Here is a 13192-nt window from a genome sequence, read left to right as displayed (position 1 = left end):
AACAGTGTTGTCATTCTATTCTCGTGGCAACAGCGATGAATTATTTCAGCAACGCCTCTAATCCTTCTTGATCAAGAAGGGTAATTCCGATACTCACCGCTTTGTCGTACTTACTGCCGGGATCGGCGCCGACGACGACATAATCGGTTTTTTTGGAAACGCTGCCGCTGACTTTGCCACCCAGCGCCTCGATTTTTTCCTTGGCTTCTTCACGACTCATCGTCGGCAAAGTGCCCGTCAACACAAATGTTTTGCCGCTTAATGGCTCTGCCAAGCTGTTTTGCGCGGATTTGCCTTCGTGCTCATCCCAATGCACGCCGCAGGCGCGCAGCTGTTCAATGACTTCACGGTTATGCGACTCGGCAAAAAAATCCACAATACTTTGCGCCACCACCGGACCGATATCCGGGATTTGCTGCAAGCGTTCGCTATCCGCTTCGATCAACCGGTCCAGACTGCCCAAATGCGCGGCCAGTTCTTTCGCCGTCGCTTCGCCGACATTACGGATGCCGAGCGCATAGATAAATCTGGCCAGTGTGGTGTGCTTGCTTTTCTCAATCGCTCGCAGAATATTCCCGGCCGATTTCTCCGCCATGCGCTCCAGGCTGGCCAATGCTGCCAATCCCAATTTATACAGATCCGCCGGTGTGCGGATAATGGCGTTATCGACCATCTGATCGACCAGTTTGTCTCCTAATCCTTCAATATCCAGCGCGCGGCGCGACGCGAAATGCAAAATCGCCTGTTTGCGTTGCGCCGGACAGAATAAACCGCCGGTGCAACGCGCGACCGCCTCGTCCGGGAGCCGCACGGCTTTCGCGCCGCATACCGGGCAATGCCCGGGCATGACAAACATCCGCGCATCCGCTGGACGTTTTTCCGCTACCACCGAAACTACTTCCGGAATCACATCACCGGCGCGGCGCACGATGACGGTATCGCCGATGCGTACGTCCTTGCGTTCGATTTCGTCAGCGTTGTGCAAAGTTGCATTGGTCACGGTCACGCCGCCGACAAACACCGGTTGCAGCCGCGCCACCGGCGTTAACGCGCCGGTTCTGCCGACTTGCACATCGATATCGAGCAATTGCGTGATGGCTTCCTGCGCCGGAAATTTGTGCGCGATGGCGAAGCGCGGCGCGCGCGACACAAAACCGAGTTTTTCTTGGAATGCCAGCGAATTGACTTTATAGACGACGCCATCGATGGCATACGGCAGAGCATCGCGCTTCGCGCCAATCGCGCGATAGTAATCCAGCAATCCGGTTAATCCCGTCACCACCCGGCATTCCTGCGTGACCGGAAAATGCAAAGCAGACAGATATTGCAGCATCCGGTAATGCGTATCCCGCGGCAAATCCGCGTCGTCGCATTGCCCGATGCCATACGCGAAAAAAGTAAGGCGCCGGGTTGCGGTAATGCCGGGATCGAGTTGACGCAGCGAACCCGCCGCTGCATTGCGCGGATTGGCGAATTCCTTTTCACCTTTGGCCAATTGCTGCTGATTCAGCCGCTGAAAATCTTTTTGCAACATCAATACTTCACCGCGCACTTCCAGCAAAGCCGGTGGATGAGTCAGCGGCAACCGCAGGGGAATCGACCGGATCGTTCTCAGGTTCAGCGTAATATCTTCACCGGTATAGCCATCGCCACGTGTTGCACCGGTTTTAAAGTCACCATGTTCATACCGCAAACTGACCGCCAGACCGTCGAATTTCGGCTCCGCGGTATATTCCACGCTATCAACGGACAAACCATCGCGCACACGCCGGTCGAAAGCTTCGACTTCGCTTTCGTCAAACGCATTGCTCAATGACAACATCGGGACAGTATGTGTGATTTGCGCGAAGGCTTTGAGCGGTGCAGCACCCACCCGCTGCGTCGGTGAACCGGCGGTAATCAGTTGCGGGAAATCCTGCTCGATTTGCTGCAACTCACGCAGCAATCGATCGTATTCCGCATCGGGAATAGATGGATTATCGAGCACATAATAACGGTAATTATGCAACTCGATCTCGGCTCGCAGCGCCTGCGCACGATGGCTTATTTCATGAATGTTCTCTTCCATAGCGGAAGTATAGCGAATAGCGGTAAGACACGGTTTCAGTAATTGGCAAAAAATCCTTTATACTGCACACACCATCGAAAAATTCCTTTACGAAATCCCAATGTCTCAAGAAACGACACGCGACATGAGCAACAATAAATTAAAAATCCGTATTCAAATTCAGCAACCGCCACAAGCCATCGAAGAGATTTATCCCGAACCGGAAGTCACTTACGAAGAAACGCTGGATTGGAACAAAATCGCCATCGCAGCAGCATTGCTGTTAGCCATTCTCGTTTTGGCCGGTTATTTGCTCTTTTCCAGCGGCGGCACTGAGAAAGCCGCCGATGAAACGATTGCATCCGGCCACACCGCCGTTGCAGTTTCCGGACAGGCCGTTTCCCCGGAAAAAACCGAGGCGGAACCCGCCACAACCGGCAATACTACCGGAGCGCAACCGGGTGAATCGATCAGCGTGCAGAAACCCCTAGTGAAACCAGCCGAGTCCGGCACAAAGCACGCTGCCGCTAAACCAGTTCCAATACCCGCAAAAAAACCGCAGCGGATCGCATCCGGTAACGCCGGAAAAACGGCGCCGAAAACGGCTGTACAAGCAAAACCGCAGCAACCATCCGATCATGCCGAAGTTGTCCGCGCGCAATTAAGTCATGCGATAGACGCACGAGAACCGGTCGATTCGATTGACACCGTGCAGCTGCAACCGGGTGAATCCAAACCGATTCATTTTTACCTGCATTTAAAAAATATGCGGGGAAAGAAAATCCGTATTGACTGGTATTACAATGACAAACTGGATTCAAAATTAAACTTGCAGGTGCACAACAACAATTGGCGCACGCATGCCAGCAAGCAATTGGATCAACGGCGGCTGGGCGAATGGCGCGTTGAATTAGCCGATGAATCCGGAAATCAATTGGCAAGCCGGAGCTTTACCGTCACCCAACAGTAAAACGCGCTCACATCCTACCGTATGCACTAAAGGATTTACCCATGAAATATTGCAGTTATTGCAGTGCCACCGTTGAGTTGATCATACCCGAAGGCGACTCGCTGCCACGTTATGTATGTACGACGTGCAAGGTCATTCACTATCAGAACCCCAAAATGGTGGTCGGGTGCATTCCGGAATGGGAAGATAAAATTTTATTGTGCCGCCGCGCCATTGAACCGCGTTTAGGTTGGTGGACTCTGCCGGCCGGTTTTATGGAAAATAATGAAACACTGGCGCAAGCTGCCGCGCGCGAAACATTGGAGGAAGCCACTGCACGCGTTGAAATCGGCGACTTGTACGCCGTTTACAGCCTGCCGCATATCAGCCAGGTGTATTTTTTATTCCGCGCACGATTGCTCGATCTCGATTTCAAACCCGGCATTGAAAGCCTGGAAGTCAAACTGGTCTCCGAACACGAAATTCCTTGGAACGAGATGGCGTTTCGCGTCATTCATGATCCCTTGAAACAGTATTTCAAGGAGCGCAGCGAAGGAAAACTGGGATTTCACATGGGTGTCATCGACAAACCATCCAGCAGTTCCTGAACAAGGTCATTGTTTCTTCGCTCAAAAATTACAAGGTTTTAGATTCCCCGACAGCAAGCTATAATGTTCATTTTTTGCAGACTCCAGACTCTTATGAAGCATTTATTCGTTCTATTGCTAGTATGCCTCGCCGTCTCGTCAGTACCTGCCCAATCACAAGATATCTCCATCGCAGCCAAAGCTTATTTACTGTCAGATTTCCAAACCGGCCAGGTGTTGGCCGGTCAAAATGCGGATGAACGCATCGAACCCGCATCGTTAACAAAACTCATGACCGCATACGTGGTGTTTTCCGCCATCAAACAAAAGCAGATTGCCTTGGATCAACCGGTTCCGGTATCCGAAAGCGCCTGGCGCATGATCGGTTCGCGCATGTTTATCGAACCCAATAAACAGGTCACCGTGGAAGAATTGATCCGCGGCATGATTGTGCAATCCGGCAACGATGCTTGTATCGCATTGGCGGAAGCGGTTGCAGGCTCGGAAGCGAGCTTCGCCAACCTGATGAATAAAGAAGCAGGCCGATTGGGTATGAAAAACACGCATTTTACCAATTCGACCGGTTTGCCCGATCCAGAGCACTACACCACGGCGCATGATCTGACACTGCTGGCGACGGCCATCATCCGCGATTTTCCCGAATTTTATCCGCACTATTCACAAAAGGAATATACCTACAACAACATTACGCAGCCGAACAGAAACCGGTTGTTATGGATTGATCCGCATGTGGACGGTATGAAAACCGGATGGACTAAAACCGCCGGTTATTGCCTGATCACTTCCGCGATCCGCGACAAGCGGCGGCTTATATCGGTGGTGATCGGCGCGAAATCCGCCAATGCGCGCAGCATCGAAAGCCAGCGCCTGCTCAATTACGGCTTCCAGTTTTACGACACGCTGCATCTCTACAAAAAGAATGATTCACTGACCACCATCCATTTGTGGAAAGGCACGCAAAACGAGCTGAAAGCCGGTTTCGACCGGGATGTTTATTTCACCCTCCCTAAAGGCCAGGGCGATAAACTCAAAGCCACCATGGAATACAAACAACCACTGATCGCGCCGGTGCAATTGGGGCAGGAAGTCGGCACGGTAAAATTCACGCTGGATGACAAAACCGTTGAAACCTATCCATTGGTCGCTCTGGAGAAAGTCGACACCGCGAACTTCATCGGCCGTGCTTGGGATAGTGTAAAATTACTCTTTAATTAATCCAGTCTTAACACATCACAGAAGGTTCGCATGATATATCTGAACGGTAAGTTTATGCCCATTGAAGAAGCATGCATTCCCGTACTGGATCGCGGCTTTATCTTTGGCGATGGCATCTATGAAGTCATCCCGGCTTATTCGCGCAAACCCTTCCGTCTCCCTAAACATCTCAGGCGGCTACAGCACAGCCTGGATGGCATCCGCTTGAAAAACCCGTTCAGCAACGACGAATGGCAGAATCTGCTGGAGCAGGTCATCGCGAAAAACGATGCAGAGGATCAATATCTCTATCTGCACATCACGCGCGGTGTCGCCAAACGGGATCACGCGTTTCCGGTCAACGTACCGCCCACTGTATTCATCATGAGCAACCCGCTGCTGCCACCGCCCGCGGAATTGCTGGCCAGCGGCGCTTCGGCCATTACCGCGATCGATAACCGCTGGATCCGCTGCGATGTCAAAGCCATTTCGTTATTACCGAATGTGCTGTTGCGGCAATTGGCGGTGGATGTTCATGCGCTTGAAACCATTCTGATTCGCGATGGCTTCCTGACCGAAGGCGCCGCGAGCAATATTTTTGTCGTTAAAAACGGCGTGCTGCTGGCTCCGCCGAAAAGTAATCTGATGCTGCCCGGCATTACCTACGATGTGGTGCTGGAATTGGCGGCGGCGAATAAAATACCGCATGAAGTCCGTGAAATTTCGGAGGCGGAAGTCCGCACGGCGGATGAAATTCTGTTGACATCGTCGACCAAAGAAATCATGCCGATCGCGTCACTGGATAATCAGCCGGTAGGACAGGGAAAACCGGGGCCGCTGTTTGCCCGTTTGCACGCACTGTACCAGGACTATAAAGCCACCAATATGCGCGGCCATTCCTGAGGTTGCTCGAATTCATAACCGATGATTTGATTTTCCGATGTCAGAACAACCGTCACTGATCGAATATCCTTGCGACTTTCCCATCAAAATCATGGGTAAAGCGCAGCAGGATTTCACACAAATTGCGCTGGCGATCGTTAAATTTCATGCTCCCGATTTCGATGCTGAGACGATGGCGGTCAAGACCAGTAAAAAAGGCACGTATTTAAGCCTGACATGCACCATTCGCGCCACTTCCCGGACACAATTAGACGCCCTGTACCAAGCGCTATCGAGCCATCCCTTGGTTGCCGTGGTACTGTGATCATCCCCGATGCAAAATCTTTCCACGTCTGTTTGCACACCGCAGCATTTCATCGTCAAAACCCTGGGATTATGCGATTACCAGACGACCTGGCAGGCCATGAAGGATTTTACGGACAACCGGAACGAACAAACGCGCGATGAAATTTGGTTATTGCAGCACCCGCCGGTTTTTACCCAAGGCATTGCAGGCAAACCCGAGCATCTGCTGCACGATCATGGAATCACGGTAGTTAAAACAGATCGCGGCGGCCAAATTACTTACCATGGACCGGGACAAATCATCGCTTACCTGCTGCTGGACATCCGCCGCTTGAAACTCGGTGTGCGTGAATTGGTCAGACTGATGGAAAGCGCCGTGATCGGCTTACTCGATGATTATTGCGTCGAAGCTGCCGGGTGCATTGAGGCCCCCGGTGTTTACGTAGGAAATGCCAAAATTGCTTCGTTGGGACTCAAAATCAGGAAAAACTTCTGCTATCACGGCATTGCGCTAAATGTGGATATGGACTTGACGCCGTTCTCCTACATCAACCCCTGCGGTTATCAAGGATTGCAAGTCACGCAAACCAAAAACCTGGGTATTCCCGATGGCGTGGATATTTTAAGCGCCAAACTGGCCGATCAATTACAAGAAAAACTTCTCACAAAACGATTAACGGAACAACATGACCACTGACACCCGCCAAAAAGGCGCTGATAAAACAGCGCGCAACCCCGTCAAAATAGCACCGCAATCGCGTGACGAATTATTGCGTAAACCCTCGTGGATTCGCGTACGTTCGTCCAACAGCGAAAATTACTACGAAGTCAAACGGCTGCTGCGCGAACATAAATTGCATACCGTGTGCGAAGAAGCATCCTGCCCGAATATCGGCGAATGCTTCGGTAAAGGCACCGCTACATTTATGATTCTGGGTGATTTATGCACCCGCCGCTGCCCCTTCTGCGATGTCGCGCATGGCCGCCCAAAACCACCGGATGCGGACGAACCGCTGCATCTGGCGCAATCGATCGGCGCCATGAAATTGCGCTATGTGGTCATCACCAGCGTGGATCGTGATGACTTACGCGACGGCGGCGCACAGCATTTTGCCGACTGTATCCGTGAAATCCGCACGCATTCGCCACATACCAAAATCGAAACTTTGGTGCCGGATTTCCGCGGCCGCCTGGAAGTGGCGCTGGAAAAACTCGCTGCCTGCCCGCCGGATGTCTTGAACCACAATCTCGAAACCGTGCCTCGCTTGTACAAACAATGCCGTCCCGGCGCGGATTATGCCAATTCGCTGAAACTGCTCAAGGATTTCAAAGCACAATTTCCGCACATCCCCACCAAATCCGGCTTGATGCTCGGGCTGGGCGAGACCGACGAAGAAATCATGCAAGTATTGCGCGACCTGCGCGAACACAATGTGGAAATGCTCACCATCGGTCAATACTTGCAACCCAGCATCGGCCATCTGCCGGTTATGCGCTACGTGACACCGGAAGGTTTCAAAATTTTTGAACAAGCTGCGCTGGATATGGGCTTCAGCCACGCTGCCTGCGGCCCGATGGTACGCTCCAGCTATCACGCCGATCAGCAGGCGCACGAATCCGGCTTGCTTTAAACCGGAACGCACTTGCTGCGCATTAGCAATACAAGTAAACAGAATTGGAAATAGCTTCCATTCATTGCGCTTTTTATCAAATCACTATTCACAATCCTAGCGTAAGCTGAGAAGCATGGAAGATAGCCCATGCCTTGGCTCACTAGTGAAAAGGGATTTGTATGGAAAAAAGCGCAATTTTAAGTGCGTTGGCTGCTGAAATCGAACAGGGAAGATTAATTTTTCCCACCTCAACCCATGCGGCAATCAAAATCAATAAAGCGTTAAATGATCCCGATTGCAATCTTGAGATGGTAATTAAGCTCATTCAATTGGAACCGCTGTTGTCGGCCAAAGTCGTGGCGATAGCCAATTCGGTGGTATTCAACCGGTCAGGGAAAAAAATCACCGATGTGCGGTCGGCAGTGACCTTGATTGGCTTGCGTACCGTGCGCAATCTAGCAACGGCTGTGGTGGTGCAGCAGCTTGCCGGGCCGCAGGTGCGGAACGAAATGGTTACGCAATTATGGCAACATTCCGCCTACGTGGCTGCGCTGGCGCAGGTGATTGCCCGCCGGATTACGAAACAAGATCCGGATACGGCAATGTTTGCCGGAATTATCCATGAAATCAGCTGGTTTTATCTGCTGGCGCGAGAAAAGTATTATCCGGGATTGGCCGATGAGAGCATCGCCAGTTCGTGGAACAGTGACGAAGATTTGGAAGACGAAACGGAACTGGAGTGTGAAATTAAAATCGGCACCGCCATTCTCAAGGCATTATCGGTTCCGGAGCTTGTGATCGACGGCATCGTCTGTTTATGGCGCGGTTATTTGGTATTCCCCCCTTCCACACTTGGCGATACGCTGTTGTTCGCCGATCAGCTGGCTCCCGTCAAATCCCCTTTTATTCTGCCTTCTAACCAAATGGGTTACAGCATTGCGAATATCGATTTACTGACCGACGAGGAAACATTGAGCGCTGTGCTCAAGGACTCGGAGGCGGAAGTGAGATCGTTAATGGAAGCGCTGTGTGTATAGAAATACGGCATCCATTGTCCTGCCGTTACCGATTCAACAATATGACGCAGGAAATTATCATCAAGCATTCATAATTTCATAATCATGCGTGATTTTTACCGTTTGTTTCAGCATGATGGAAGCCGAGCAATACTTTTCCGCAGATAAGTCAATCGCACGTTCAATCGTTTGCGGATTCAAATTGTTTCCGGTGATAATGAAATGCAAATGGATATGAGTGAAAACTTTCGGATCGACCGGCGCGCGTTCGGCTTCGATTTCAACCACGCAACCGGTAATGTCCTGACGGCTTTTTTTTAGAATCAATACCACGTCGAAGGTGGTGCAACCGCCCAATCCCATCAACAGCATTTCCATCGGACGCGGCCCGAGGTTTTGTCCACCGGCTTCCGGCGCACCATCCATCAATACCGAATGACCGCTGCCGGACTCAGCCTCAAAGCTGACATTTCCTTTCCATTTGATACGAGTTTTCATTGCTCCCTCCATTGATACAAAACTTTCTTGCAAAATATCCGGGCAAATAAAAAGCCGACGTTATTAAGCGTCGGCTTTTCCGAATTCAGAACGACTTACTTCAGTGACAGAATAAAGTCAGCTAATACTTTAGCATTTTCTGGGCTAACATTAGCATTTGGCGGCATTGGGATTGGGCCCCAAACACCGCTGCTTCCTTTTAGAATTTTATCTGCCAGGTATGCAGAAGCATCCGCTTGACCTGCATATTTAGCTGCAACATCTTTTAAGCCTGGGCCGACCAGTTTAGCGTCAACATTGTGGCAATTCAAACATCCACTGTTTTTTGCCAAATCAGCATTAGCTTGAGCAACACCAGCTAATAAAATGGCTGACGCAGCAACTGCTCCGATTAAAACTTTTTTCATATCTCTTCCTTATTAAAATTATAAAAGGGTTGATATTCTAACCCGAACTTTACAGACTTGCAGCAATTCCTGTAAGTTTGTGATTACCGACGCTGCTGCAAACTCTGATGATACTGCGTTGCTAAGACTTAAGGTTAAATTATTTAGTTCCAGCAGAGCATGAAGAAACCGGATCAGATCGCTCTTCCTGTCAGCACTATCGATTTAATCCGTTATCGCTCCCGCGCTAGCGCTGGAAACCAATTTTGCATACTTGGACAATACCCCGCGTGAATAACGCGGTTGCGGCGGTTGCCAGGCCGCGCGGCGCTTTGCCAGCACATCATCGGATACATTCAATTGCAGCAGCCGCTGTTCGGCGTCGATGGTGATCGAGTCACCTTCCTGCACCAGCGCGATGGTGCCGCCGACAAAAGCTTCCGGTGCCACGTGGCCGACTACCATGCCGTAAGTCCCGCCGGAGAAACGGCCATCGGTGATCAAACCAACGGAATCGCCCAGACCTTCGCCGATCAACGCAGCAGTCGGCGACAGCATTTCCCGCATGCCGGGACCGCCTTTTGGACCTTCATAACGGATCACCACGACATCGCCCGGTTGAATCTTACGTTCCAGAATCGCCGCCATGCAGGTTTCTTCCGACTCAAACACACGTGCGGGTCCGGTAATTTTCGGATTTTTAATGCCGGAAATTTTAGCCACGCACCCTTCGGTGGATAAATTGCCTTTCAAAATCGCCAGATGTCCTTGCGCATACATCGGATTGTCCCATTGGCGGATCACATTCTGGTCGGCGCGCGGCGTGTCGGGAATATCCTTCAACACTTCGGCGATCGTTTGCCCGCTGATGGTGATGCAATCACCGTGCAGCAAGCCGTGATTCAGCAGCATTTTCATCACTTGCGGAACACCGCCGGCATAGTGCAAATCCGCCGTCACATAACGCCCGGACGGTTTCAAGTCACACAATACCGGTACTTTGGCGCGGATCCGCTCGAAATCGTCTATGCTCCATTCAACTTCGGCAGCATGCGCAATCGCCAGAAAATGCAGGATCGCGTTGGTCGAGCCGCCCACCGCCATGATCACGGCAACGGCATTTTCTATCGATTTACGCGTGATGATATCGCGCGGCAGAATCTGCTGTTTGATGGCATTCACCAGCACCTCGGCGGATTGTCCGGCGCTGATCATTTTTTCGCCGTCTTCGGCAGACATCGTGGAAGAATACGGCAAGCTCATGCCCATCGCTTCAAAAGCGGACGACATGGTGTTGGCGGTAAACATACCGCCGCAAGAACCGGCGCCGGGACAAGCATGCCGTTCGATCTGCAATAACTCTTCCGCGTCGATTTTATGCGCGCTGTGCTGCCCTACCGCTTCAAATACGCTGACAACCGTCAAATCCTGATTTTTGTAGTGCCCCGGCTTGATCGTGCCGCCGTAGACAAAAATCGCCGGCACATTCATGCGCGCAATCGCGATCATCGCACCCGGCATATTCTTGTCGCAACCGCCGATAGCAATGACGCCATCCATGCTCCCGCCCTGCACACAGGTTTCAATCGAGTCGGCAATCACTTCCCGCGACACCAGCGAATACTTCATGCCTTCGGTACCCATCGAAATACCATCAGATACCGTGATGGTGCCGAACATCTGCGGCATCGCTCCGGCTTTCCTCAGCGCCGATTCCGCTTTTAGAGACAGTTCATTCAAGCCCTTATTGCACGGCGTAATCGTCGAATAACCGTTAGCCACGCCGACAATCGGCTTGTTAAAATCCCCGTCACTGAAACCGACCGCGCGCAACATGGCGCGGCTGGGTGCGTGTTGTGTTCCTTGGGTGATAATCTGGCTACGTTTATTGTCTGGCATGCTTGCTCCTGAATGAGATAAAAATACGATTTATGACCAGGCGCACACAAACGCACTTGGTATAATGACCGCTATTTTACCGTAAATAAGGCCGAAACTATGCTAGTTCATCCGCAAATTGATCCCGTTGCCATCTCCGTGGGACCGCTTTCCATTCATTGGTATGGCTTGATGTATTTGCTCGGTTTCGCGCTCTTCATTCTGCTCGGGCGGTATCGCATCAAACACAATCCGCATTCGGCTTTCACTTACGAAATGCTCGACGATGCCTTGTTTTATGGGATGCTCGGCGTGATTCTGGGCGGACGCCTGGGGCATGTGCTGTTCTATCAGTTCGGTTACTACCTGGAGCACCCGCTGCACACTTTTGCCATTTGGGAAGGCGGCATGTCGTTTCATGGTGGATTTCTCGGTGTTTTCGTCGCCATGATATTACTGGCGCGCAAACACAAATTATCCTGGCTGACTGTCACGGACTTCGTCATTCCGCTGATTCCGCTGGGGTTGGCTGCGGGACGCATCGGCAATTTCATCAACGGCGAACTCTGGGGACGCCACACCGATGTGCCCTGGGGCATGGTTTTTCCGTACGTCGACGAATTTCCCCGTCACCCATCCCAGCTGTACCAATTCGCGCTCGAAGGCGTGCTGCTGTTTATCGTCATCTGGATTTACTCATCGAAACCGCGCGCAACCGGCGCAGTCACCGGCATGTTCATGATCGGCTACGGCGTGTTGCGCTCATTTGCCGAATTCTTCCGCGAACCGGAAGATGGCTTCATGGGCATTCTGACACTCGGCGTTACCATGGGCCAATGGCTATCGATTCCAATGATTCTGGCAGGCATCGCCGCATTGATGTGGTCAAGACGGCAAACACACAACGCTCCACAAAATAACCAGCGCAAAAATAAGAAACGCTAGAGTCTGTTGACAATTGAAGATAAGTATTCAATAGAAAGAGGCAAACTCGTAATATTGAGGTTCCTATACCACCAATAAAACGAGTTTGCGATGCCCCGGTTGATGCTCAGTGATGAGTTTTGGTCGAAGCTGGAGAAGATTCTGCTTCAAGAAACGATTTATAACAAGCGCAATTTGCGTATGACGGTAGAAGGAATGCTGTATCGAATGCGGGTAGGTTGTTCGTGGCGAGATTTGCCGAAGGCATTTGGAAGTTGGAATTCCATTTACAAAAGATTTAACGCGTGGTCATTGAGTAGCAAGTGGGGTAGGATTTTCAAGGCACTGATTATTGACCCGGATTGTGAGTGGGGATTCATTGATGGAAGCTACGTTAAAGCGCATCAGCATAGTGCGGGAGCAGCTGGTAAGAAACCTCAGGCCATTGGTAAAAGCCGTGCAGGGAATACTACGAAGATTCACTTGGTGGTTGATAGTTATGGTTTGCCGATTGAGTTTGAGATTACCGGTGGAGAAGTCAATGACTGCTCTGCAGCACCCGGTTTGATTGCCAAGTTACCTGATGCGGAAGTGATTGTTGCAGACAAGGGCTACGATAGCGAGTGCATACGAGAGCACATAACGAAGCAGGGAGCCAAAGCTGTAATACCGAGAAAGCGCAATTCGTTGAAGGGTAATGCGGATATGGATTGGGGTTTGTATAGGTGCAGACACCTGGTGGAAAATGCTTTTGCCCGGCTAAAGCATTATCGCGCAGTGGCAACAAGATACGATAAGTTGAAGAGAAATTACGAAAGTATGGTCGCTATGGCTTGTGGGTATCTATGGTTACCTATGTGAAATGTCAACAGACCCTAGAAATTCTTACGC

Annotated in this window: 14 protein-coding genes; 10 read left to right on the top strand and 4 right to left on the bottom strand. The window is 51.1% G+C overall.

What is annotated here, in order from left to right; all coding sequences use genetic code 11:
* Positions 1–40: 40 nt before the first annotated feature.
* Positions 41–2068 (bottom strand): NAD-dependent DNA ligase LigA, encoded by a 2028-nt coding sequence (gene ligA / locus ABD07_RS12505; RefSeq protein ID WP_160818560.1) that lies wholly within the window; start codon positions 2066–2068, stop codon positions 41–43.
* Positions 2069–2168: 100 nt separating this feature from the next.
* On the opposite strand from ligA, the gene ABD07_RS12500 reads away from it, so the two are divergent.
* From ABD07_RS12500 to ABD07_RS12465, 8 genes are all read left to right on the top strand, one after another.
* The gene (locus ABD07_RS12500; RefSeq protein ID WP_240142550.1) at positions 2169–3017 is read left to right on the top strand and encodes a DUF2914 domain-containing protein; all 849 of its coding nucleotides are present in this window, start codon (positions 2169–2171) and stop codon (positions 3015–3017) included.
* Between the two features lie 41 nt (positions 3018–3058).
* Entirely contained in the window at positions 3059–3604 is a 546-nt protein-coding gene (locus tag ABD07_RS12495) for an NUDIX hydrolase (RefSeq protein WP_160818559.1), read from the top strand.
* 93 nt (positions 3605–3697) lie between these two features.
* Positions 3698–4819: a D-alanyl-D-alanine carboxypeptidase family protein gene (locus tag ABD07_RS12490; protein WP_108698846.1), complete on the top strand. Its 1122-nt coding sequence runs from the start codon at positions 3698–3700 to the stop codon at positions 4817–4819.
* A 30-nt stretch (positions 4820–4849) separates the two neighbouring features.
* On the top strand, positions 4850–5701 hold the full coding sequence (locus ABD07_RS12485; RefSeq protein ID WP_108698847.1) for a D-amino acid aminotransferase: 852 nt from the start codon (positions 4850–4852) through the stop codon (positions 5699–5701).
* Between the two features lie 37 nt (positions 5702–5738).
* Positions 5739–6005: an HP0495 family protein gene (locus ABD07_RS12480; RefSeq protein WP_160818558.1), complete on the top strand. Its 267-nt coding sequence runs from the start codon at positions 5739–5741 to the stop codon at positions 6003–6005.
* A 9-nt stretch (positions 6006–6014) separates the two neighbouring features.
* The gene (lipB, locus tag ABD07_RS12475) at positions 6015–6683 is read left to right on the top strand and encodes a lipoyl(octanoyl) transferase LipB (protein ID WP_160818557.1); all 669 of its coding nucleotides are present in this window, start codon (positions 6015–6017) and stop codon (positions 6681–6683) included.
* Positions 6673–7617 (top strand): lipoyl synthase, encoded by a 945-nt coding sequence (gene lipA / locus ABD07_RS12470; protein ID WP_108698850.1) that lies wholly within the window; start codon positions 6673–6675, stop codon positions 7615–7617. Before lipB ends, lipA begins: the two co-directional genes overlap by 11 nt.
* A 161-nt stretch (positions 7618–7778) precedes the next feature.
* Positions 7779–8636, top strand: coding sequence for an HDOD domain-containing protein (locus ABD07_RS12465; RefSeq protein ID WP_160818556.1), 858 nt, complete (start codon positions 7779–7781; stop codon positions 8634–8636).
* Positions 8637–8696: 60 nt separating this feature from the next.
* Here ABD07_RS12465 and ABD07_RS12460 read toward each other — a convergent pair whose 3' ends face one another.
* The 3 genes from ABD07_RS12460 to ilvD all read right to left on the bottom strand — a co-directional run bounded on the left by ABD07_RS12460 (position 8697) and on the right by ilvD (position 11398).
* Positions 8697–9113, bottom strand: coding sequence for an OsmC family protein (locus ABD07_RS12460; protein ID WP_160818555.1), 417 nt, complete (start codon positions 9111–9113; stop codon positions 8697–8699).
* A 95-nt stretch (positions 9114–9208) separates the two neighbouring features.
* On the bottom strand, positions 9209–9520 hold the full coding sequence (locus ABD07_RS12455) for a c-type cytochrome (protein ID WP_090315797.1): 312 nt from the start codon (positions 9518–9520) through the stop codon (positions 9209–9211).
* 204 nt (positions 9521–9724) lie between these two features.
* The gene (gene ilvD, locus ABD07_RS12450; RefSeq protein ID WP_160818554.1) at positions 9725–11398 is read right to left on the bottom strand and encodes a dihydroxy-acid dehydratase; all 1674 of its coding nucleotides are present in this window, start codon (positions 11396–11398) and stop codon (positions 9725–9727) included.
* 99 nt (positions 11399–11497) lie between these two features.
* On the opposite strand from ilvD, the gene lgt reads away from it, so the two are divergent.
* Together lgt and ABD07_RS12440 are read left to right on the top strand one after the other, a co-directional pair.
* Positions 11498–12322 (top strand): prolipoprotein diacylglyceryl transferase, encoded by an 825-nt coding sequence (gene lgt, locus ABD07_RS12445; protein ID WP_160818553.1) that lies wholly within the window; start codon positions 11498–11500, stop codon positions 12320–12322.
* Positions 12323–12412: 90 nt separating this feature from the next.
* The gene (locus ABD07_RS12440; RefSeq protein ID WP_160818552.1) at positions 12413–13162 is read left to right on the top strand and encodes an IS5 family transposase; all 750 of its coding nucleotides are present in this window, start codon (positions 12413–12415) and stop codon (positions 13160–13162) included.
* Positions 13163–13192 lie beyond the last annotated feature (30 nt).

It is taken from the genome of Nitrosomonas oligotropha, assembly GCF_009833085.1.
Classification (GTDB): domain Bacteria; phylum Pseudomonadota; class Gammaproteobacteria; order Burkholderiales; family Nitrosomonadaceae; genus Nitrosomonas; species Nitrosomonas oligotropha.
This window is presented reverse-complemented; position numbering and strand designations above follow the sequence as displayed.